The sequence below is a fragment of the Aquibium carbonis genome (assembly GCF_003970795.1).
GTDB classification, from domain to species: Bacteria; Pseudomonadota; Alphaproteobacteria; order Rhizobiales; family Rhizobiaceae; genus Aquibium; species Aquibium carbonis.
Window position 1 is genome coordinate 1 of record NZ_RWKW01000059.1, and the last position, 20,196, is coordinate 20,196.

Annotated in this window: 24 protein-coding genes; 13 read left to right on the top strand and 11 right to left on the bottom strand. The window is 66.9% G+C overall.

The genetic code is table 11. The features are described from left to right. Window positions 1–173: 173 nt before the first annotated feature. A complete protein-coding gene (locus tag EJC49_RS16545; RefSeq protein ID WP_126701048.1) occupies window positions 174–812 on the bottom strand; it encodes a DNA-3-methyladenine glycosylase I in 639 nt (212 codons plus the stop codon). 221 nt (window positions 813–1,033) lie between these two features. On the opposite strand from EJC49_RS16545, the gene EJC49_RS16550 reads away from it, so the two are divergent. Together EJC49_RS16550 and EJC49_RS16555 are read left to right on the top strand one after the other, a co-directional pair. Beyond that, window positions 1,034–1,831, top strand: coding sequence for a L,D-transpeptidase (locus EJC49_RS16550; RefSeq protein ID WP_126701049.1), 798 nt, complete (start codon window positions 1,034–1,036; stop codon window positions 1,829–1,831). A gap of 113 nt (window positions 1,832–1,944) precedes the next feature. Beyond that, complete coding sequence (locus EJC49_RS16555; protein WP_126701050.1) at window positions 1,945–2,841, top strand: bile acid:sodium symporter family protein; 897 nt, start codon at window positions 1,945–1,947, stop codon at window positions 2,839–2,841. Here the strand turns inward: EJC49_RS16555 and glcF are convergent. The 7 genes from glcF to EJC49_RS16590 are packed head-to-tail and all read right to left on the bottom strand — an operon-like array spanning window position 2,811 to window position 8,486. Beyond that, window positions 2,811–4,139, bottom strand: coding sequence for a glycolate oxidase subunit GlcF (gene glcF, locus EJC49_RS16560; protein ID WP_126701051.1), 1,329 nt, complete (start codon window positions 4,137–4,139; stop codon window positions 2,811–2,813). The genes EJC49_RS16555 and glcF overlap by 31 nt on opposite strands. Window positions 4,140–4,152: 13 nt before the next feature. Then, complete coding sequence (locus EJC49_RS16565; RefSeq protein WP_126701052.1) at window positions 4,153–4,482, bottom strand: hypothetical protein; 330 nt, start codon at window positions 4,480–4,482, stop codon at window positions 4,153–4,155. Next, window positions 4,479–4,703, bottom strand: coding sequence for a DUF433 domain-containing protein (locus EJC49_RS16570; protein WP_126701053.1), 225 nt, complete (start codon window positions 4,701–4,703; stop codon window positions 4,479–4,481). The genes EJC49_RS16565 and EJC49_RS16570 overlap by 4 nt, the downstream gene beginning before the upstream one ends. Before the next feature lie 24 nt (window positions 4,704–4,727). Beyond that, window positions 4,728–5,102, bottom strand: a complete 375-nt coding sequence (locus tag EJC49_RS16575; RefSeq protein WP_126701054.1) for a DUF4870 family protein — start codon at window positions 5,100–5,102, stop codon at window positions 4,728–4,730. A 1-nt stretch (window position 5,103) separates the two neighbouring features. Further along, window positions 5,104–6,348, bottom strand: a complete 1,245-nt coding sequence (gene glcE, locus EJC49_RS16580) for a glycolate oxidase subunit GlcE (protein ID WP_126701055.1) — start codon at window positions 6,346–6,348, stop codon at window positions 5,104–5,106. A gap of 7 nt (window positions 6,349–6,355) precedes the next feature. After that, on the bottom strand, window positions 6,356–6,934 hold the full coding sequence (locus EJC49_RS16585) for a Uma2 family endonuclease (RefSeq protein WP_126701056.1): 579 nt from the start codon (window positions 6,932–6,934) through the stop codon (window positions 6,356–6,358). 55 nt (window positions 6,935–6,989) lie between these two features. Then, a complete protein-coding gene (locus tag EJC49_RS16590) occupies window positions 6,990–8,486 on the bottom strand; it encodes an FAD-linked oxidase C-terminal domain-containing protein (protein WP_126701057.1) in 1,497 nt (498 codons plus the stop codon). Window positions 8,487–8,749: 263 nt separating this feature from the next. On the opposite strand from EJC49_RS16590, the gene EJC49_RS16595 reads away from it, so the two are divergent. Then, entirely contained in the window at window positions 8,750–9,148 is a 399-nt protein-coding gene (locus EJC49_RS16595) for a c-type cytochrome (RefSeq protein WP_126701058.1), read from the top strand. A 49-nt stretch (window positions 9,149–9,197) separates the two neighbouring features. Here EJC49_RS16595 and EJC49_RS16600 read toward each other — a convergent pair whose 3' ends face one another. Next, window positions 9,198–10,505 (bottom strand): DUF3422 family protein, encoded by a 1,308-nt coding sequence (locus EJC49_RS16600; protein ID WP_245453437.1) that lies wholly within the window; start codon window positions 10,503–10,505, stop codon window positions 9,198–9,200. A gap of 160 nt (window positions 10,506–10,665) precedes the next feature. On the opposite strand from EJC49_RS16600, the gene EJC49_RS16605 reads away from it, so the two are divergent. From EJC49_RS16605 to EJC49_RS16625, 5 genes are read left to right on the top strand one after another with little or no spacing between them, the layout of a single operon-like run. Then, on the top strand, window positions 10,666–11,469 hold the full coding sequence (locus tag EJC49_RS16605) for a FadR/GntR family transcriptional regulator (protein ID WP_126701059.1): 804 nt from the start codon (window positions 10,666–10,668) through the stop codon (window positions 11,467–11,469). Between the two features lie 2 nt (window positions 11,470–11,471). Then, a complete protein-coding gene (locus EJC49_RS16610) occupies window positions 11,472–12,236 on the top strand; it encodes a (Fe-S)-binding protein (protein ID WP_126701060.1) in 765 nt (254 codons plus the stop codon). A 2-nt stretch (window positions 12,237–12,238) separates the two neighbouring features. Beyond that, window positions 12,239–13,675, top strand: a complete 1,437-nt coding sequence (locus EJC49_RS16615; RefSeq protein ID WP_126701061.1) for a LutB/LldF family L-lactate oxidation iron-sulfur protein — start codon at window positions 12,239–12,241, stop codon at window positions 13,673–13,675. Further along, complete coding sequence (locus EJC49_RS16620) at window positions 13,672–14,340, top strand: LutC/YkgG family protein (protein WP_126701062.1); 669 nt, start codon at window positions 13,672–13,674, stop codon at window positions 14,338–14,340. The genes EJC49_RS16615 and EJC49_RS16620 overlap by 4 nt, the downstream gene beginning before the upstream one ends. Next, on the top strand, window positions 14,337–15,095 hold the full coding sequence (locus tag EJC49_RS16625; protein WP_126701063.1) for a metallophosphoesterase: 759 nt from the start codon (window positions 14,337–14,339) through the stop codon (window positions 15,093–15,095). The genes EJC49_RS16620 and EJC49_RS16625 overlap by 4 nt, the downstream gene beginning before the upstream one ends. 92 nt (window positions 15,096–15,187) lie before the next feature. Here the strand turns inward: EJC49_RS16625 and EJC49_RS25725 are convergent, their stop codons facing one another. Both EJC49_RS25725 and EJC49_RS16630 read right to left on the bottom strand, forming a co-directional pair. Continuing rightward, the gene (locus tag EJC49_RS25725; RefSeq protein WP_170314753.1) at window positions 15,188–15,328 is read right to left on the bottom strand and encodes a hypothetical protein; all 141 of its coding nucleotides are present in this window, start codon (window positions 15,326–15,328) and stop codon (window positions 15,188–15,190) included. Window positions 15,329–15,622: 294 nt separating this feature from the next. Continuing rightward, window positions 15,623–16,321: a type 1 glutamine amidotransferase gene (locus EJC49_RS16630; protein ID WP_126701064.1), complete on the bottom strand. Its 699-nt coding sequence runs from the start codon at window positions 16,319–16,321 to the stop codon at window positions 15,623–15,625. Window positions 16,322–16,403: 82 nt separating this feature from the next. On the opposite strand from EJC49_RS16630, the gene EJC49_RS16635 reads away from it, so the two are divergent. From EJC49_RS16635 to EJC49_RS16655, 5 genes are all read left to right on the top strand, one after another. Continuing rightward, window positions 16,404–17,060, top strand: coding sequence for a hypothetical protein (locus EJC49_RS16635; RefSeq protein WP_126701065.1), 657 nt, complete (start codon window positions 16,404–16,406; stop codon window positions 17,058–17,060). Window positions 17,061–17,136: 76 nt separating this feature from the next. After that, window positions 17,137–17,412, top strand: a complete 276-nt coding sequence (locus EJC49_RS16640; protein WP_126701066.1) for a hypothetical protein — start codon at window positions 17,137–17,139, stop codon at window positions 17,410–17,412. After that, window positions 17,409–17,888 (top strand): PIN domain-containing protein, encoded by a 480-nt coding sequence (locus tag EJC49_RS16645; protein ID WP_126701067.1) that lies wholly within the window; start codon window positions 17,409–17,411, stop codon window positions 17,886–17,888. The genes EJC49_RS16640 and EJC49_RS16645 overlap by 4 nt, the downstream gene beginning before the upstream one ends. 65 nt (window positions 17,889–17,953) lie before the next feature. Next, window positions 17,954–18,691: a 16S rRNA (uracil(1498)-N(3))-methyltransferase gene (locus EJC49_RS16650; RefSeq protein ID WP_126701068.1), complete on the top strand. Its 738-nt coding sequence runs from the start codon at window positions 17,954–17,956 to the stop codon at window positions 18,689–18,691. A 176-nt stretch (window positions 18,692–18,867) separates the two neighbouring features. Next, window positions 18,868–20,157 (top strand): Hsp70 family protein, encoded by a 1,290-nt coding sequence (locus tag EJC49_RS16655; RefSeq protein WP_126701069.1) that lies wholly within the window; start codon window positions 18,868–18,870, stop codon window positions 20,155–20,157. The last annotated feature ends 39 nt before the right edge of the window (window positions 20,158–20,196 follow it).

A 20,196-nucleotide genomic window follows, 5' to 3' on the forward strand; every position in this document is an offset into this window, starting at 1 on the left:
CAGCCGGCCCAGCAAGCCGCGCCCGCGCGCGCCGCCCGCCCCGCGACCGCGGGCAACCTGGCGCTCGCGCGGCAGGAGGATTCCTGGGACGAATTCTGACGGAGCGGATCTCCGCTCGACGGGCGGGAAACGGGCGGGCGCGCAGGCGTCCGCCCTTTTTCTTTGCGTCGACGTCAGCCCGGACGGCTAAACCGCCGGCGCTCCAGTTCCACGCCATCGCGGCAGGTGCAGCCCTCGATGTGGTCGTTGACGAGGCCCATCGCCTGCATGAAGGCATAGATCGTCGTCGGCCCCACGAAGCTCCAGCCGCGCTTTTTCAGCTCCTTCGAGATGCGCGTGGAAACCTCCGTCTTCGGATTGGCGACCAGCGTCTGGTAGTCGACGCGTGCGGGCCGGTCGTGCGGCTGCGGCTCGAAGCGCCAGAACCACGCCGCCAGGGACCCGAATTCGTCCGCCATCTCGCGCGCGCGCCTGGCATTGTTGATGGTCGAGACGATCTTGCCGCGATGACGCACGATGCCGGCATTGCCGAGCAGCCGCTCGACGTCGCGCTCGTCGAACGACGCCACGCGGTCGAAGTCGAAACCGGCGAAGGCCTCGCGAAAATTCTCGCGCTTCCGCAGGATGGTCAGCCAGGACAGGCCGGACTGGAATCCCTCCAGGCAGATCTTTTCGAAGAGGCGGCGGTCCTCGGCCACCGGTCGGCCCCATTCATGGTCGTGATAATGCCGGTAGACCGGATCGTCACCAGCCCAGAAGCAGCGCGCCGCGCCGTCGTCGCCCACCGACAAGCCCGTCTTTTCTTCGCTCATGCCGTCAAGATCCGTGGGGTCGACCCGTTGGAGGCCACTTTAAGCCGGTCTTTACCAGATTCCTGAACCACCCGGTAACCACAGCGGAATCTTTCCTGACAATCGCGGCTTCCGGACAATTCGATTCACCATTCAGACTCCCCGGTTAACCACAATCATGTCCGAACCGGGCGCATCCTCCCTTGCGGCCGGCATCAGGCGATGTGTGGAGTGTACGTCCGATGAACAAGTCTTTCGCCCTGGCGGGCGCGGCGCTGATTGCCGCCCTCGCCGCCTCACCGGTCCATGCGCAGGATCGCTATGCCCAGCGCCCGCCGCTGGTCGTCAGCCCCGACCTGACGGCACCCTGGGTGCTGCAGCTGGGACAGGCGCCCGGCCGCCAGCTCGCCCGACAGCCGCGGGTCGCGCAGCGCCCGGCCTACCAGCCCGGGCGCGACAACACCGTGGTCGACCACAACGCGCTTCGCGTGATGGGTCAGCCGCGCGGACGCCAGGCGACGCAGCCGGCACCCGACCGCCAGATCCGCACCGCCGCGATCCAGCGCCCGGTGCAGCCGCAGATCAATCCGATCTACCTGCCGCAGACCGTGGCCTATGACGGACCGGAGAAGCCCGGCACCATCGTGATCGACACGACCAAGAACTTTCTCTACCTCGTCGAGGCCGGCGGCCAGGCCCGCCGCTATGGCGTCGGCACCGGCAAGCCCGGCTTCGAATGGTCCGGCACGCACAAGGTGACGCAGAAGCGCGAATGGCCCGACTGGCGTCCGCCGGCCGAGATGATCGCCCGCGAGAAGGCCAAGGGCCGCCACCTGCCTGTCCACATGGCCGGCGGCCCGGAAAACCCGCTCGGCGCGCGTGCGCTCTACCTGGGTTCGACGCTTTACCGGATCCACGGGACCAACCAGCCCTGGACGATCGGCCAGGCCGTCTCGTCGGGCTGCATCCGCATGCGCAACGAGGACGTGATGGACCTCTACGAGCGCGTCGGCGTCGGCACGCGCGTGATCGTCATCTGACGGCCTGACCGGTCGCCGCCGCCGCGTCCTCGCGGCGGCGCATCGGGCAGAAATCGCATGTGGAAGGCCGGCTGCTCGCTCCGGGCGCCGGAAACCGGAAAGTCGAACGCGCCATGAACCTGCTCGTCACGGTCCTGATGCCGGCAGCGCTGTCGGTGATGATGTTCTCGCTCGGTCTTGGCCTGACGACGCGGGATTTCGGCCACGTGGCCCGCCATCCCAAGGCCTTCGCCATCGGGGTTCTGGCGCAGTTCGCGCTCCTGCCGGCGATCGCCTTCCTGATCGGGCGGCTGTTCTCGCTGTCGCCCGAGATGGCGCTTGGCCTGATGATCCTGTCCCTGTGCCCTGGCGGACCGACCTCGAACCTGATGACGCGCTTTGCCCATGGCGACGTGGCGTTGTCGATCTCCATCAACGGCGTGTCGAGCATCGCCGCTCTTTTCACCATGCCGCTGCTGGTCACCTACTTCGTCGGTCATTTCCTGGGCGCCGAAGCCCCGCCGATCAGCCTCGGTTCGCTCGGCCTGTCGATGCTGTTCCTCACCACGATGCCCGTGGCGGCCGGAATGACGGTGCGACGCTTCGCGCCGGGCCTCTCGGGCGTGCTGGACGGCCCGATGCGCAAGCTCTCCTCGATCCTTCTCGTGATCCTCGTCGCCGGAGCGCTGACCACCAACTGGTCGCTGTTCATGCAGTCATTGCCGACGCTCGGCCCGAGCGTCATCCTGCTCGGCTGCACGCTGGTGGCGGCGGGTCTCGGACTGGCCCGTCTCGCCGCGCTCAGCACCCCGCAAGCCACCGCGATCTCGATCGACACCGGCATCCAGAACGCCGCGCTCGGCATCGCCATCGGCACGCTGATCGCGGGGCCCGACGCGGGCGTTCCGGCCTATGCGGTTCCGTCGGGCGTCTACGGGGTGACCATGTATCTTCTCGTCATCCCCTTCACCTTCTGGCGCCGACGCACCGCCGAGCGCCACTACTCGGCGGCAACGAGCCCGGCGGCCTGATCGGGGACCCCCTCGGGCTTCGGACCGCCATAGGCCCAGTCGAGCAGTTCGACCGTATGCAGCACCGGCATCTTCGCCGCCGAGGCGATCTGCGTGATGCAGCCGATGTTGCCGGTCGCCACCAGCGTCGCGCCTGTCGCTTCCAGGTTCCTCACCTTTCGGTCGCGAAGCGTGGCCGCGATCTCGGGTTGCAGGATGTTGTAGGTGCCTGCCGACCCGCAGCACAGATGCCCCTCGCGAGGGTCCTTCACCACGAAACCGGCCCTGGCGAGCAGCTGCCTGGGCTGGCGGGTGATCTTCTGGCCATGCTGCATGGAACAGGCCGAGTGATAGGCGAGCGTCAGGCCCGGCGGGCTTGACGGCGCCGGCAGGTCCAGCGTCGAGAGATATTCGGTGACGTCCCTGGCCAGCGCGGACACCCTTGCCGCCTTGGCCGCATAGGCCGGGTCGAGCCGGAGCATGAAGCCATAGTCCTTGATGGTGGTGCCGCAGCCCGACGCGGTGATGACGATGGCGTCGAGACCGCCCCCGTCGATCTCCGCCGTCCAGGCGTCGACGTTTCGCCGCGCCGACGCCAGTGCGTCGTCCTCGCGGCCCATGTGGTGGACGAGCGCGCCGCAGCAGCCCTCCCCCCTGGGCAGCACCACCTCGACGCCGAGCCGCGTCAGCAGCCGGATCGTCGCCTCGTTGATGCCTGGCTTCAGAACCGGCTGCGCGCAGCCCGACAAAAGCGCCACGCGCCCGCGCCGCGCGCCGGATGCCGCATGGGTGCCGGGTTCGGCCGAGGCTGGCCGTGCGGGAACGCCGTCCGGCGCGAGCGCCAGCATCGCGGCGAAGGGTTTCATCCCGAGCGCGCGGAACAGCCCCGCGAGGGGTTTTCCCAGCCTGGCGATCGACAGCGCGGCGCGGAACCGCGCCGGATGCGGCAGCACGGCGGCGAGCACGCCGCGCGTGACGCGGTCCATCAGCGGGCGGCGGTAAGTCTTCTGGATATGCGCCCGGGCGTGGTCGACGAGGTGCATGTAGTTCACGCCCGACGGGCAGGTCGTCATGCAGGCGAGGCACGACAGGCATCGGTCGATATGGGTGACGATCTCCTTGTCGGCTGCCCGGCCGTTCTCCAGCATGTCCTTGATCAGGTAGATGCGCCCGCGCGGGCTGTCGAGTTCGTTGCCGAGCGTCACGTAGGTCGGGCAGGTTGCGGTGCAGAAGCCGCAATGGACGCATTTGCGCAGGATGGACTCGGCCTCCGCGACACGCGGATCGGCGAGTTGGGAAGGGGAGAAGCTAGTTTGCATGGCAGGAGTGGGCTCATTTCGAGGATGGCGGCACGATCAAGGCTAAGCCGACGCTTGCGCGGCTGATCGCTTGCGCGATTCTATCGACCATACCGATCAGTTCGGCGAGGTCGTGAGTGGGCAGAACCACGAGGGCCAATCCGGCAGCTTTCAAATTCTGCTGATGAGCCAGATTCTTGTCGCAGGTCAGCATGCACCCGTAACCTCCCTCGACGACGATCTTCAACAGTTTACCGTTCTTGTATCCCTTCCACGCATTTGGAAACGAATCGACGGAGCAACCGATTTCGCGGAGCGGAAAGACGATCCTGCGTGGAACGCCTTCATCAACGATCGTTCTCAAGCCGCTCTCGAGATCTTTTGCTCGATGTCTTGGGAAGCCAGCGCCAGAACTGCGTCGACCTGCGCGCGCTCGACGGTGGGATAATTTTCGAAGAACTCTTCAAGTGACATTCCACTGCGCAGATTCTCGAAGAGTGCCTCGACGGGCACTCGCGTTCCCTTGAAGACCACCGCTCCTGAGACCACTTCCGGATCGGAACTCAGCACATCTGAAAACTGCATTGCATCCTCCTGTGGCCCACCGCGCTAGATCAGCCAGCTGTCCGGGTTCCTGATCGGCTCCTCGCGCGAGGCCGCCATCAGCCCGATCACGCAGCGAACCACGAACCAGATGGCGGTTGCGAGCATCAGCAGGAACCCGACGAGCAACAGCGCCAGCACCAAGGAGATGACCGAATAGAGCAGCCCGATCCAGAAGGTGCGGATGACCCAGGTGTAGTGCGTGGCAACCCATCCCGTGGCCTTGCCCGCATTGATGTGGGCCATGACGATGCCGATCAGGGGCGTGAAGGCGAAGGCAAAGCCCGCCAGGTAGAGCACGTAGATGACCTGGATGTTGGTCTTGCCCGGCTCCAGCCACTTGTCCGTCTGGCGGCCGCCGCCCGTGTTTACATCGCTCATGTCACCCTCCTGTCGCGTGGCTGGCCGCGACGCCCCCGCCATGCGAGGCGACCATGCGGCCGGGATTGAGTATAGCCTTCGGATCGAACTCCGTCTTGAGCCTTGCCGAAAGAGCCGCCAGCGCCGCCGGCTGCGGCTCGAAAACCGGCACCGCCGCACGCTCGGCGAGACTTGCGCGAACCAGCGTCGCATGGCCGCCACCATGGCGCCGGACGAGGGCGCGCAGCGTGTCGGCCTCGCTGTCGCTCTCCATCCGAAGCCAGATCAGCCCGCCTTGCCAGTCGTAATAGGCATCGACCGCCGCTTGCATCCGCAGTGCCATCACCATCCTGTGTCCTTCGGAAGGCGCCATCGACACGCGCCAGACCGGCTTGCCGGTCCCGTCGGCGAAGGGCACCACGTCGCGGACCTGCCGCCAGAGCGATCGCGAAGCGGCCTCGTCGATCGTGTCGATCTCCAGCATCGAAAAGAGGGTCTTCAGCATCTCCGTCCGGTAGGTGACGGACGGCCCGAAACCCTCCAGCCTGAGCAGCGTCGACGCCCGACCCGACAGCGCACCGTCGAGCACCTTTCCCGTCACCGTCTCCGGCAGGTGCGCGGCAGCGGAAACTTCGGCACTCGAACCCATGGCCGCCGCCATCGCCGCGATGGCCTGCTCCTCCGTCAGCCCGCGAAGGGCCATCGTGGTCTCGGTCTCGGATCGCGGCAGCACCTTGAAGGTGACGTCGGTGAGCACGGCGAGCGTTCCCCATGACCCGGCCATGACCTTCGACAGGTCGTAGCCGGTCACGTTCTTGACCACCCGTCCACCCGACTTGAAGGCCTCGCCGCGCCCCGAGACGGCCTGGATGCCCAGAATGTGGTCGCGCGCGGCTCCTGCCTTCAGGCGGCGCGGTCCCGCGAGATTGGCCGCCAGCAGCCCGCCGATCGTGCCCCGCCCGGGCTCGCCGCCGAGCAAGGGGCCGTAGTCCATCGGTTCGAAGGCGAACTCCTGGTTCTTCTCGGCCAGCAGCCTTTCGATCTCGGCCACCGGTGTGCCGGCGCGGGCCGATAGCACCAGTTCCTCGGGCTCGTAGAGCGTGACGCCGGCAAGCCCCGAGCAATCGATCACGTGTTCGGTCTGCACCGGGCGCCCGATGCCGCGCTTGGAACCGTGACCGACGACCTCGATCGGCTCGCCCTCGCCTGCCGCCCAGCGGACGGCTTCGAGCATTTCGGCGGATGTGGTGGGGGTGAAGGTTGTCAAGAATGGCTCACTTCACCGGCGTCCCGCGATAGAGATCCGCCACGCGGCACGAGAACCCGAACTCGGAAAGCTCGATCAGATCGTCCGGCGAGCGAAACACGCGACCTTGCCAGTCGTTCGAGCGCGACCAGACTTCGACGGCGAAGTCCTTCTGCGAGACAATGAGGACGTGCAGGCAATCAGGCGAGGCCGCGTAAACAATGCGCTTGTGGCTGATCGCTTCTCGTGTGTTGGAATCCGACAGTATCTCGGCGGCGAGAAAGAAACGCGAGCCGTACACCTCATTTTCAACCTGCCCGACGACCACGGCGACATCGGCGACCGCAAGGAAATCCGGATGCTCGTCAGACCTGATTCCGAATTCGTGGAGAGCAGCTAGCTCAGGCCGGTGCTGTTCCAGCGCGTTGTCCAGCAGGCGGGCAAGATTGCGGCTGATCATCTGGTGCGGATGTGTTGCAGGCGACATCATCACGAAAGCCTCCCCGTCGATCAGTTGCCAGCGTTCCTCGCGCGGGCGGCCCTCGATGAAATCGAGGAACTCTTCGGCGGTCAGCTTGCCCGGCGGCGGCGCGACATGCGTGTTCATGGAGACGCCCTCCTTCCTGTCGCCATCATAGCGGAAATCCGGCGATCGGCCAAAGTCAGAACCTCGGAATGTCGGGGAACGGCATCTGCCCCCTGTGCACGTGCATCCGTCCCATTTCCGCGCAACGCCGAAGCTGCGGGAACACCTTGCCGGGATTGAGCAGGTGATTGGGGTCGAAGGCGCACTTGACCCGCATCTGGTGATCGAGGTCGTCGTCGGTGAACATCGTGCCCATCAGGTCGCGCTTTTCAACGCCCACGCCATGCTCGCCCGTCAGCACGCCGCCGACCTCCACGCAGAGGCGCAGGATGTCGGAGCCGAAGGCCTCGGCCTTCTCCAGTTCGCCCGGCTCGTTGGCATCGTAGAGGATCAGCGGGTGCAGATTACCGTCGCCGGCATGGAAGACGTTGGCGACGCCGAGACCGTAGCGTGCCGACATCGCGCGCATGCCCGCCAGCACCTTGGGCAGTTCCTTGCGCGGGATCGTGCCGTCCATGCAGTAATAGTCCGGCGAGATGCGGCCCACGGCTGGAAACGCCGCCTTGCGCCCCGCCCAGAAGACCAGCCGCTCCTCCTCTGACGTCGAGATGCGGCAGGCGGTCGAACCGTTCCTTGCCGCGATCGCTTCGACCTGTCCGATCAGATGGTCGATTTCCGGTCCGGGACCGTCGAGTTCCACGATCAGCAGGGCCTCGACGTCGAGCGGATAGCCGGCATGGACGAAATCCTCGGCCGCCCGGATCGCCGGGCCGTCCATCATCTCCATGCCGCCGGGAATGATGCCGGCGCCGATGATGTCGGCCACGCACTGTCCGGCCTCCTCGCTGGAGGGAAAACCGATCAGGAGCGCGCGCGCCGCTTCCGGCCGCTTCAGGATCCGCACGGTGACCTCCGTCACGACGCCGAGCAGTCCTTCCGAACCGGTCATGACGCCGAGCAGGTCGTAGCCTTCGGCGTCGAGATGCTTGCCGCCGAGCCGCAGCACCTGACCATCCATCAGCACCATCTCGATGCCAAGCACGTTGTTGGCGGTCAACCCGTATTTCAGGCAGTGCACACCGCCGGAATTCTCGGCAACGTTGCCACCGATCGAGCAGGCGATCTGCGAGGACGGATCGGGCGCGTAGTAGAAGCCCTCCTGTTCCACCGCATGGGTGATGCCGAGATTGGTGACGCCCGGCTGCGCCGTCACGGTGCGGTTGGCATAGTCGATGTCGAGAATGCGGTTGAAGCGGCTCATGACCAGCAGCACCGCGTCTTCCAGCGGCAGCGCACCGCCCGACAGCGAGGTGCCCGAGCCGCGCGGCACGACGCGGATGTTGCGGTCGTTGCAATATTTGAGGATGCGCGCCACCTGCGCGGTCGTTTCCGGCAGCACCACCACCAGCGGCAGTTGCCGATAGGCGGTCAACCCGTCGCTCTCGAAAGCGCGCATGCCGTTGACGGCATCGACCACGCCCTCGCCCGGCACGATGATCTTCATGTCGGCGACGATCTCGGCGCGCCGCGACAGCGTTGCGGCGTCCGGCTTGGGCATCGCCAGTCCAGTCATGATGCGCCTCCCATGCCAAAGTGGTCAAAACTCTTTACCAGTCTTGGCCCGGTTCGCAAAGGGCGATGCGGGGCCGATCCGCAGATGGACGGACGTCGCTGTCCGGGAGCATGGCCGCGCCGCGGGGGCAGGCCGATCCTGCGACATAGTGCCCAAAACCCGACCCGCGCGCTCCTTTGCGCGCACACACACTTGCCGCGACCACCCGTTCGGAGCAATTCAGGCGCCACGTCTCACATATCCACCTCGACAGGGAGAGAAACATGACGAAGCTTTCGGTCCTCGCCGCCACGGCGTTGCTTGCCTTGACCGCCTCCGCACTTGCCGAGGGCGACCCGGCCGCCGGAGAGAAGGCGTTCAAGAAGTGCACCGCCTGCCACGCGGTCGGGGTGAATGCGAAGAACAAGGTCGGGCCGGAGCTGAACGGCATCGTCGGCCGCAAGGTGGCAAGCATCGAGGGCTTCAAGTACTCCCCGGCCATGGTCGAGTTCGGCGCCGGCGACAAGGCCTGGGACGCCGAGACCATCGACGCCTATCTCGCCGATCCGAAGAGCTTCATCCCTAAGAACAAGATGGCCTTTGCCGGTCTCAAGAAGGCGGAGGAGCGCGCCGACGTGATCGCCTACCTCAACCAGTTCAACGAGGACGGCTCGGCGAAGTAGGCTCGGCCGTCGGACCGATCGATCGGCGGGCGCGAGGGCGCCCGCGCGATCAGTCGCTGTCCCCGCCGTGCCTGCTGCGGATGCGACGGACCATCCACCAGACCCCCAGGACGACCGGCACGACCAGCGCGGCGGTGAGGACCTCCGGCTTGACCAGATCGCCGAACAGCGACGAGCCCTTGGCGAGATAGCCGACCAGCCCGACGACGTAGTAGGACACCGCCGCGACCGAAAGCCCTTCGACCGTCTGCTGCAGCCGCAGTTGCAGCTTGGCACGGCGGTTCATCGAGGCGAGCAGTTCGCGATTGCCCTGTTCCACCTCGACGTCGACCCATGTTCTGAGCAGGGTCGCGGCGCGCGCCAGCTTTCGCGACAGGTTCGCCTGCCGCTCCTCGATCGACCGGCAGGTGCGCATCGCCGGCGCGACGCGGCGTTGCAGGAAGGCCGACCAGCTCTCGCCGCCGGGCGCCGGCTCCTCGCCCAGCGCCGCAAGCCGCTCCTCCACGATCCCGTGATAGGCCCGGCTGGCGCCGAACCGATAGAGGCTGGAGGCCGCGTCCGCTTCGAGTTCGGCTGCGAGTTCGGTGAGTTCGGCGAGCATGTCCTGGTTGTGCCGGCCGGCGGCGTTGCGCATCTGGCCGGTGATGGACGCCAGCCGATCCTCGATCCTGCGCATGCGCGGCGACAGCGACTGCGCCAGCGGCAGGCCGAGCATGGCCAGCGTTCGATAGGTCTCGATCTCGATCAGCCGCTGCGCCAAGGCGCCGATCCGCGCCGGCGCGAGCCCCTTGTCGAGCAGGAGGATCCGCGTCACCCCCTCGCCATCCTGGCGAAAATCGGTGATTGCCGCGGCCATGCCGTTCTCCACGATCGAATGACAGAGGCTGGCTGGATCAAAGCCCGATATCCGCGCCTCGTTCGCCTCGGTCCAGGGCCGGATTTCGAGCCTCACGCCGGAGATGACGAGCCCGGGCGCCGAGAATCCCGCGCCGAACGGAGTCTCGTCGTCCTCTCCGGGCGCCGATGGCGGCCCCTCCCACAGATAGGTCGAGAATTCGGTGTGCCGTTCCCAGCGCAGCGTGCCGCGGCCCCATTTCATCGCGTGGTGGCGAGCCTGGCGGTCGGGCGGCGCGACACCGAGCCGGCGCGACAGTTCCGCCAGCACCGCATGGTCGACCGTCGAGCCTCCCTCGGTCATGAAGGCGAGCTGGATCAGGTTGCGCGGCGTCTCGATCAGCGGATGCGGACGGGCGTGAACCTCGCCGACGGCGTTCGCCCGCGCCTCGTGTGCCCGAAAACCCATCACCGACCCGGTGAGGGGAATTTCCTGCGGTGTCGCCCTGCTATCGTCTGCCATCGCGCCCTCCCCCCGTCCTCCCGGCGGACGAGGCAGAATAGCGCAACGCGTGGCCGCGTCCATGCGGCAAGCAGACCTTTCGTCCGCGCGCGAACTGGACAAGAATCTTGACCAGTAATAGGCTCGACCCTGTCGTGCACCAGCGCGACCGGAGGCGCCCTTGGACGAGATCTTCACCCGCATCGAACACGCCCGCACGTCCGACGAGGTGGTTCACCAGATCGAGGGACTGATCCTCGAAGGGGTCTTCCGGGCCGGCGACCGGCTGCCCGGCGAGCGTGACCTGTCGCGCCGGTTCGACGTCTCGCGCCCGATCCTGCGCGATGCGCTCAAGGCGCTCGAGGCGAAGGGCCTGCTGGTTTCGCGCCATGGCGGCGGTACCCATGTCGCCGACATCATCGGCGAGGTCTTCACAAAGCCGGTGCGCGACCTCGTCGCCACCCACAAGAAGGCCGCTCGCGATTTCCTCGAATACCGCCGCGAGCTCGAGAGCGTCGCAGCCGACTACGCCGCCCGCCGCGCGACCGACGACGACCGCACCATGATCGCCGGCATCGTCGTGCGCATGAAGGAGGCGCATGCCGACCGCGACTTCGAGGAAGAGGTCGCGCTCGACGTCGAACTGCACTCGGCGATCGGCGAATGCGCCCACAACGTCATCCTGCTGCACACGTTGCGGTCCTGCTACCGTCTGCTCGCCGACGACGTTTTCGTCAACCGCACGCTGATCTACGGACTGCCGGGTGCGCGCGACGATCTGCTGGCCCAGCACCAGGCGATCGCCGAAGCCGTCCTGACCGGCGATCCGGCGGGTGCGCGCACCGCCGTGCGGGCGCACATCGACTACGTGGAGCGGGCCAAGGAAGAGGCCGAGCGCAGCGAGGCCTGGCAGAAGATTTCGCGGCTGCGCCTCATGCAGCGGACGGGTATCGAAACCAAGAAGAGCGCAGGGAGCACGCATTGACCGTGGCGAGTGACAAACCGAAGGTGGGCCTGTTCGTGACCTGCCTCGTCGACCTGTTCCGGCCCGTGGTGGGCTTCGCCGCGGTGAAGCTGATCGAGGAAGCCGGGTGCGAGGTCGACGTGCCGATGGCGCAGACCTGCTGCGGCCAGCCGGCCTACAATTCCGGCGACCGCCACGACGCGCGCATGATCGCCCAGAACACCATCCGCGCCTTCGAGAATTTCGACTACGTCGTCGCGCCGTCAGGCTCCTGCGCCGGCATGCTGAAGAAGCACTATCCGGCGCTGTTCAAGGGCGATGCCCGCTGGGAGGAACGCGCGAAGGTCTTCGCAGGGAAGGTGCACGAACTCGTCTCGTTCCTGGCCGACGTGCGCGGCATGGACCGCGTGACGGCCGCAGGCGCCGGCTCGGTCACCTACCATGATTCCTGCTCGGGCCTGCGCGAACTCGGCATCAAGGCGCAGCCTCGCGCCCTGCTCGCGTCCATGGATGGCATCGAACTGCGCGAGATGCGCGACCCCGACGTCTGCTGCGGCTTCGGCGGCACCTTCTGCGTCAAGTATCCGGACGTCTCCAATGCCATCGTGGAGACCAAGACGAAGGCGATTTCCGACAGCGGCGCCGAACTCCTGCTTGCGGGCGACCTGGGCTGCCTGATGAACATGGCCGGCAAGCTGAAGCGCCAGGGCTCGCCCGTGGAGGCGCGCCATGTCGCCGAGGTGCTGGCCGGCCTGACCGACGCCGCGCCGATCGGCGGGAGAGACTGACCATGCAGATCACCTCGCCCGACTTCAAGCAGAACGCCCGCCACGCGCTCGACGACGTCCAGTTGCAGAAGGCGCTGGGCAACGTGCGCGCCGGCTTCATCGACAAGCGGCAGAAGGCGGTCGACGCCCTGCCGGAATTCGAGGCGCTGAGAGACAACGCGCGCGACATCAAGAATCACGCGCTGGAGAACCTCGACCTGTATCTCGAGGCCTACGAGCAGAAGGTCACCGCCTCCGGTGGCCAGGTGCACTGGGCCGAGACGGCAGCCGACGCCCGCAGCATCGTGCTCGACATCTGCCGCACCCGGGGAGCCCGCACGGTCACCAAGGGCAAGTCGATGATCACCGAGGAGATCGAGCTCAACGATTTCCTCGATGCCGCCGGCATCGTGCCGGTCGAGACCGATCTCGGCGAATACATCATCCAGCTGCGCGGCGAGCACCCGAGCCACATCATCGCGCCCGCCGTCCACGTCAACCAGGACCAGGTGGAGGCCGATTTCCGCCGCGTGCACACCCACCTCGCACCCGACCGCGACCTGACCGCGCCGGAAACCCTGCTCGACGAGGCCCGCCAGGTGCTGCGCGCCAAGTATTTCGAGGCCGACATCGGCATCACCGGCGCCAATTTCCTCGTCGCCGAAACGGGCTCCTCGATCATCGTCACCAACGAGGGCAACGGCGACCTGACCCAGATCCTGCCGCGCATCCACATCGTCATCGCCTCGATCGAGAAGATCGTGCCGACGCTGGATGACGCAGCGCAGATCCTGCGGGTGCTGGCCCGCTCCGCCACCGGCCAGGACATGAGCGTCTATACGACGCTGTCCACCGGGCCGCGCCGGCCGGACGATCCCGACGGGCCGGACGAGTATCACGTCATCCTGCTCGACAACGGCCGCTCGGCCATGCTCGGCACCGAGTTCCAGGACATGCTGCGCTGCATCCGCTGCGGCGCCTGCATGAACCACTGTCCGGTCTATCACTCGATCGGCGGGCATGCCTATGGCTGGGTCTATCCCGGCCCGATGGGCGCGGTGCTGACGCCAGCCCTGATCGGCGTCGACAAGGGCGGCCACCTGCCCAACGCCTCGACCTTCTGCGGCCGCTGCGAAAGCGTCTGCCCGATGAAGATCCCCCTGCCGAAAATGATGCGGCACTGGCGCGAGAAGGAATTCGAGCGCGGCCTGAACCCGGCAACGCAGCGCTATGGCCTGAAGGCATGGGCCTTCTTCGCCCGCCGTCCCTGGCTCTACCGCCTTGCCACCTCGATCGCGATCCCGGTGCTGGGCACCGCCGGCAAGGCGAAGGGCCGCTTCTCCTGGCTGCCTTTCGCGGGCGGCTGGACGAAGCACCGCGAGTTGCCCGCTCCCGAGACCCGCACCTTCCGCCAGCAATGGAGCCAGCGCGAGGCGCTGAAGCAGGGAGGCGCGGCATGACCCCGCGCGACGCCATCCTGGGCAAGATCCGAGGGGGCCTGTCGGGCGCCGACGATGCCGCCCGCCGCGCCGCCGTCGAGGCCCGCCTGTCGACGGTGCCGAAAGGCGTGATCCCGGCACGCGGGCAGCTCGACGACGTTTCGCGCGTCGACCTGTTCTGCGCCATGGTCGAAAAGGTCACCTGCTCGGTCGCCCGCGTCCGTTCGCACGACCATGTGCCGCAGGCCGTCAGCGACTATCTGCGCGCCCGCAACCTTCCGCACGCGATCCGTGTCGGCGAGGACAGACGCCTGAAGACGTTGCCGTGGGACGACATCAAGACGCTGGAGGTTCGCCGCGGCGCTTCCGACGGGCGGGACGAAGCCGGGCTCTCGCACGCCATGGCCGGAGTCGCCGAAACCGGCACGCTGGTCCTGTCCTCCGGCCCGGACAATCCCACCACGATCAATTTCCTGCCCGAGCATCACCTCGTCGTGGTGGACGCCAGGGACATCGCCGGCGACCTGGAAACGGTCATGGCCAAGGTCCGCAACGCGTTCGGCAAGGGCAAGATGCCGCGCACGCTGAACCTGATCACCGGTCCCTCGCGATCCGGCGACATCGAGCAGAAGATCATCCTCGGCGCGCATGGACCGCGCGCCGTGCATGTCATCGTCGTGGGATGAGCGTCCACTACCGCGACGCGGCGGCGCCAAAGGGCATGCGCATCTACGCCATCGGCGACGTGCATGGCCGGCGCGACCTGCTGGACCGCATGCACGAGCTGATCGCCGCCGAGATCGAACGCGACCGGCCGGCCGACTGGCGGATCATCCATCTTGGCGACTATGTCGACCGCGGCCCCGATTCGGCCGGCGTGGTGGAGAGGCTGGCGCACCGGACCGCCGACGATCCGCGCGTCCTTGCGCTCGTCGGCAACCATGATCTCGGCTTCCTGGACTTCCTCGCCGTGCCCCAGCAGGACGGGCTCTTCGCCACGCATGGCGGCGTCGACACGGCGCGGTCCTACGGCGTGGGCCTGAACGTCCACGATCCGGTCGCGCTCACCGACGGCTGGACAGAACTCGAGGCGGCCGTGCCGGCACGGCACCGCGACTTTCTCGCCAGCCTGCCCTTTTCACTCGCGTTCGGGGATTTCTTCTTCTGCCATGCCGGCATCAGGCCCGGCGTTCCGCTTGCCCAACAGGCGCCCGACGATCTCGTCTGGATTCGCCAGGAGTTCCATCGCTGGCCGCACCTCCATCCGAAGGTGGTCGTCCACGGCCACACGCCGACGCACGAACCGGGCATCTTCGGCAACCGCGTCAACCTCGACACAGGCGCCTGGGAAAGCGGCAGGCTGACCGCGCTGGTGATCGAGGGAACGGAGAAGCGCTTTCTCCAGGCGACCGCCGGTTCGGCCGCCATCCGACCGGACTGAACAAGGACGGCCTTTCTCCTCAACAGGAGAAAGGCCGCGCAAGTCTCGGACGTGATTCGGTTTTTGAAGCGACCGATCGGCTCTCGGCCCGATCAGCGCTTGACGGCGCCGACGCCGTAGCCATCGACCACGTGGTGGCCGGCCGCCGCATCGGCCGTGTAGATGCCAGCGGCCCACATGCCGATGCCGGACAACATGAAGAAAGACAGGAGGGCAGCTTTCACGGGGGTCATCTCGGTTTTCTCGTTGCGTCGCATTTGACTTGAGCGCGGTTACTTTTCGGTTTCGTTTTCACGCCTTTCGAGCGAGAAACGGACAGCGCAGGCGATGGTTCGTCATTCGGGCTTGCCCGGGCGATCCCCCCTACCGGGCGGCGTCGTCATAGGGCCGTAGCCTTCCTGGCGCCAGCGGTCCGTGAAGTCTTCCACACGGTTTCGATGGCGCGTGCCCAAAATGTCACGCATGGCTTTCGGTTCCCTCGAGAACGGACCTCGATTTCGCCGGATTGCAAACTTTACCGGGTGGTTTCAGACCAGCGCGACCCAGGCGCGTGCCAGCGCCAGTCCCGTCGCGTCGGCAGCCGGGCCGTATCGTGCCGTTTCCCCGCCGAGACGCTCCTGCCAGCCCGGCTGCCGTTCAGACAGGTAGGCCGCGAACTGCCGGCTCCAGTGCCGGACCAGCGCGGTATCGGCCTCGAAGTGGAACTGGATGCCATAGGCGGCGCGGCCGATCCGGAACGCCTGGTTTTCCGCGACCTCGTTTCCGGCGAGCCGAATGGCGCCCGGCGGCAAGGTGAAGGTGTCGTCGTGCCACTGGAAGATCGGGAACCGCTGCGCCGCCACCCGCAGCACCGGATCCGCCGTTCCCTCCCGCGTCAGCGCGACCTCGCGCCAGCCGAATTCGGGTGCGGCCCCGATCAGGTTTCGCGCCCCGAATGCGCGCGCCAGAAGCTGCGAGCCGAGGCAGACCCCGAGCACGGCGCGATCGGCGAGCGCGAAATCGCGCATCAGCGCCACGAGGGCGGGCAGATAGGGATGGTCGTCGTCGGCGAGCGCGTTCTGCGCCCCGCCGAGCACGATCAGCCCGTCATGGCCATCGCCGAGCGACGGCAGCCGCTCGCCGTCATGCGCCATGACGACCTCGACGTCCGCTTCCGCCTCGTCGAGCGCCTGTGCGATCTGGCCGAGGCCGGTGTCGGCATAATTCTGGACGACGAGGATGCGCATGACACTGTTTCCGTCTGGCGGGCGGGTCGGCCGAAGCGATAGCATGGCATGCGCGCCGCGCAAGGGCGGGCAGGAGACCGACATGCCGCTTCAGAACCGCGTCGATCCCTTCGGCGCCATCCACGCCGCGCCAGCCCGTGGCCGCTTCACCGGCAACCGCGGCGTGATCCACGACCCGGCGACGAGGACGCTTCTCAGGCGCCGCTGGACGACGAAGGCCTGGATCATCTGCGCATGCGACTACAAGGGATGGAAGCGCGAGCCGATGGGCCGAAACGCACCGGGCGGCGGGGCTGGCTGGACCGAGCTCTTCTTTCTCGACGAGGTAACCGCGCTCGCCGCCGGCCACCGCCCATGCTTCACCTGCCGCCGGCCGGCTGCGAGGGCCTTCGCCAGCGCTTTCGCGTCCGGACAGTGCCGTGACCGCGTGTCGGCTCCCGACATGGACGTCGTGCTGCATGGCGAACGCTTCGCCTGCACGCCCAGCGCCCCGCGCCCGATCTGCGCCGATCCCTCCGCGCTTGCGGACGGCGCGATGCTCTTCGCTGGCGACCGGGCCTTCGCCATCCGCCACGGCCGGCTGTTGCCCTGGAGCTTTGACGGCTATGGCCCGCCGGTACCGACCGGAGCCGCGCTGAACGCCGAACCGCTCCGCCTTCTCACGCCGCCGGCCGCCCTCGCCGCACTCGCCGCCGGCTATGCGGCCGTCTGGCATGAGACAGCACAGAACTCGACCTGACGGGGGCCTGTTGGCCCATCGCACGCAGGGCTATATGATAGTGAGAATGCTGGCGGACGGATGTTGGAGCAGGTCGATGAACGCGAAGGAAGCGGTCAAGTCCGCGAAAAAATACGTATCCGAGATGCTCGCCGAAGAGGGCATCGTCAATCTCGGCCTCGAGGAGATCGAGAGGGATGACGCGAAGAAGATGTGGAACATCACTCTTGGTTTCTCGCGCCCCTGGAACACGACAGGTCCTCTGTCCGCCATTGCCGGTGGCGCTGCCGCTCAGCGAACCTACAGGACGATTCGTATACGGGAGACCGATGGTCATGTCGTTTCAATGACGCGAAGAGAGCCGCTCGATTGATCCGTCCCGGCGCAGTTATCCTCGACACGAACCTCGCCGTGCTCCTTGTCGTGGGATTGGCGGATCGCGCATTCATCGGCCAGCACAAACGGCTTGCAGCCTTCGATGAAATCGACTTCGACCACCTGAAAGAAGTCGTCGATAGCCACACCGCTCTCGTCTTCTCGCCCAACGTCCTGACCGAGACCAACAACATCGTCCGCCAGGCGCCGGTTCGTGCTCGCGACTCGATTCAGATGATGTTCGGAAATCTCATCCACGTGACGGCCGAAAGGTATGTCGAAAGCACCTTGGCTGTGTCCCGGCCGGAATTCCGGTGGCTGGGCTTGAGCGACGCCGTCATCCTGCTGCTTGCTTCCAACGAAACGTTGATCCTGACGTCGGATGTCGGCCTGTATGTCGCTGCGCAAAATGCTGGACTTCCAAGCGAGAACTTCAACCACTGGAAAGATCAGCGGCCAGACTACCGGATATGAAGCGGGCGTAATGCACATCGCTCCCCGCCCTTGACCGCGCCACGGGACTGACGCAGGAACAGGCCATGCGCGCAAACTATCGTATGCAAAGGCTTTTCGTCCCCGCCGACCTGGCCCAGGGAGCGCCCTTCGAGGTCGACCCCGCCCAGGCGCATTACCTGCTCAACGTGCTGCGGATGAGCGAAGGCTCCGAACTCCTCGTCTTCAACGGCCGCGACGGCGAATGGCTCGCGAGCATATCCACGACGGCCAAGAAGAAGGCAACGCTGGTGCCGCTTGGCCAGACGCGCGCCCAGCCGCGCCTGCCAGACCTCCTCTACGCCTTCGCGCCCCTCAAGCAGGGCCGGCTCGACTACATGGTGCAGAAGGCGGTGGAAATGGGCGCCGGCACGTTGCAGCCCGTCATCACCCAGCACACGCAGATGTCGAATGTCGGCGTCGAGCGCCTGCAGGCCAATGCGCTGGAAGCGGCCGAGCAGTGCGGCATCCTCGCCGTGCCGGTGGTCAACGAGGTGATCAAGCTCGAGCGGCTCCTGTGGGAATGGGAGGAAGGCCGTCGCCTGATCTTCTGCGACGAGGGCGTGGCCACCAACAATCCGCTCGAAATTCTCGCCACCGTGCGCGAACGCCGGCTCGGCGTGCTCGTCGGCCCCGAGGGCGGCTTTTCCGAAGAAGAGCGCCGCCAGTTGCGCGGGCTGCCCTTCGTCACCCCCATCCCGCTCGGCCCGCGCATCCTGCGCGCCGACACGGCGGCGGTGGCGGCTCTGGCGGTGGTGCAGGCCGCGATCGGCGACTGGCGGTAGGCGGGCGACCCACCTGCGGCGACTGGTGAGCCGCCATCTGTTTGCCCCTTGCCATCCACCCCCTCCCCGTGCGACCAGCGCGCCCTCATGCACGGGGCGGCCGCGCCTCCCCTCGCTTCGGGACGCCGCGCGTCCCGGCCAGCAAAACCGGCGACACGATGAAGAAGGACGCTGCCATGGCACGCGCGCTCGGGCTCGATTTCGGCACGACCAACTCGGTCCTCGCCCTCGCCGACAGCGCGGGCACCACGCATTCGCTGCCCTTCACCTCGCCCGCCGGCACCACCGACACCATGCGCACGGCGCTCGCCTACATGAAGCAGGGGCGATCGACGCAGGATCTGGTGGTGGAGGCGGGCCAGGCCGCGATCCGCCTGTTCATCGACCATCCGGGCGATTGCCGCTTCCTGCAGTCGATCAAGACGTTTGCCGCCAGCGCCGCCTTCCAGGCGACGACTGTCTTCGCCCGGCGCCAGCAGTTCGAGGACCTGATGGAAACCTTCCTGCGCCGCCTCGAGGCCTATGCGGGCGACGCCTGGCCGAACGAAATCTCGCGGCTGGTCGTCGGCCGGCCGGTGCGCTTCGCCGGATCCAATCCGGACGAGGCGCTGGCCATCGAGCGCTACCAGGCCGCGCTGTCGCGTTTCGGCTTTCCCGCAATCCACTATGTCTACGAGCCCGTTGCGGCGGCCTACTGGTTCGCCCAGTCGCTGACCCGCGACGCAACGGTCCTGGTGGCCGATTTCGGCGGCGGCACCACCGACTATTCGCTGATCCGCTTCGAGCGCCATGCCGGCGCGCTGCGTGCGATTCCGATCGGCCATTCGGGCGTCGGCATCGCCGGCGATCATTTCGACTACCGGCTGATCGACAACCTCGTCTCGCCCGAGATCGGCAAGGGCAGCCAGTTCAGGAGCTTCGGCAAGCTGCTGGACCTGCCCGCAAGCTATTTCGCCAGTTTCGGCCGCTGGAACCAGCTGTCGATCTTCAAGACCACGCGCGAGTTCCAGGACCTGAAGTCGCTGATCCGCCACGCGACGGAGCCGGACAAGCTGCAATTGTTCGTCGACCTGATCGACTATGACGAGGGCTACCCGCTCTACCAGGCGATTTCCGCCACCAAGATGGCGCTTTCCCAGGCCGACGAGGCGGAGTTCAGCTTCGCGCCGCTCGGCGACGCGGGCCGCAAGACCGTCCGCCGGCCCGATTTCGAGACCTGGATCGCCGACGACCTCGCCCGCATCGAAGGCGCGCTGGACGAGGTGCTCGACACCACGAAAACGGCACCCGAGGGCGTCGACAAGGTGTTTCTCACCGGCGGCACGTCCTTCGTGCCGGCCGTGCGCGACATCTTCGCCCGCCGCTTCGACGCCGGCCGGATCGAGAGCGGCGGCGAACTGCTCTCGATCGCGCATGGGCTCGCCCTGATCGGCGAAAGCGGCGACGTGGAACGCTGGGCTGCGTGAGCCATGGACTGGCTCCGCGCGCCAAGCTGTGCAAGGGAT

Excerpts from the sequence above, each read along its gene's own strand:
- EJC49_RS16545 (WP_126701048.1), bottom strand. The coding sequence starts at position 812 with ATGAGCGAAGAAAAGACGGGCTTGTCGGTGGGCGACGACGGCGCGGCG.
- EJC49_RS16550 (WP_126701049.1), top strand. The coding sequence starts at position 1,034 with ATGAACAAGTCTTTCGCCCTGGCGGGCGCGGCGCTGATTGCCGCCCTC.
- EJC49_RS16555 (WP_126701050.1), top strand. The coding sequence starts at position 1,945 with ATGAACCTGCTCGTCACGGTCCTGATGCCGGCAGCGCTGTCGGTGATG.
- glcF (WP_126701051.1), bottom strand. The coding sequence starts at position 4,139 with ATGCAAACTAGCTTCTCCCCTTCCCAACTCGCCGATCCGCGTGTCGCG.
- EJC49_RS16570 (WP_126701053.1), bottom strand. The coding sequence starts at position 4,703 with ATGCAGTTTTCAGATGTGCTGAGTTCCGATCCGGAAGTGGTCTCAGGA.
- EJC49_RS16575 (WP_126701054.1), bottom strand. The coding sequence starts at position 5,102 with ATGAGCGATGTAAACACGGGCGGCGGCCGCCAGACGGACAAGTGGCTG.
- EJC49_RS16585 (WP_126701056.1), bottom strand. The coding sequence starts at position 6,934 with ATGAACACGCATGTCGCGCCGCCGCCGGGCAAGCTGACCGCCGAAGAG.
- EJC49_RS16590 (WP_126701057.1), bottom strand. The coding sequence starts at position 8,486 with ATGACTGGACTGGCGATGCCCAAGCCGGACGCCGCAACGCTGTCGCGG.
- EJC49_RS16595 (WP_126701058.1), top strand. The coding sequence starts at position 8,750 with ATGACGAAGCTTTCGGTCCTCGCCGCCACGGCGTTGCTTGCCTTGACC.
- EJC49_RS16600 (WP_245453437.1), bottom strand. The coding sequence starts at position 10,505 with ATGGCAGACGATAGCAGGGCGACACCGCAGGAAATTCCCCTCACCGGG.
- EJC49_RS16615 (WP_126701061.1), top strand. The coding sequence starts at position 12,239 with ATGCAGATCACCTCGCCCGACTTCAAGCAGAACGCCCGCCACGCGCTC.
- EJC49_RS16620 (WP_126701062.1), top strand. The coding sequence starts at position 13,672 with ATGACCCCGCGCGACGCCATCCTGGGCAAGATCCGAGGGGGCCTGTCG.
- EJC49_RS16625 (WP_126701063.1), top strand. The coding sequence starts at position 14,337 with ATGAGCGTCCACTACCGCGACGCGGCGGCGCCAAAGGGCATGCGCATC.
- EJC49_RS25725 (WP_170314753.1), bottom strand. The coding sequence starts at position 15,328 with ATGACCCCCGTGAAAGCTGCCCTCCTGTCTTTCTTCATGTTGTCCGGC.
- EJC49_RS16630 (WP_126701064.1), bottom strand. The coding sequence starts at position 16,321 with ATGCGCATCCTCGTCGTCCAGAATTATGCCGACACCGGCCTCGGCCAG.
- EJC49_RS16635 (WP_126701065.1), top strand. The coding sequence starts at position 16,404 with ATGCCGCTTCAGAACCGCGTCGATCCCTTCGGCGCCATCCACGCCGCG.
- EJC49_RS16640 (WP_126701066.1), top strand. The coding sequence starts at position 17,137 with ATGAACGCGAAGGAAGCGGTCAAGTCCGCGAAAAAATACGTATCCGAG.
- EJC49_RS16650 (WP_126701068.1), top strand. The coding sequence starts at position 17,954 with ATGCGCGCAAACTATCGTATGCAAAGGCTTTTCGTCCCCGCCGACCTG.
- EJC49_RS16655 (WP_126701069.1), top strand. The coding sequence starts at position 18,868 with ATGGCACGCGCGCTCGGGCTCGATTTCGGCACGACCAACTCGGTCCTC.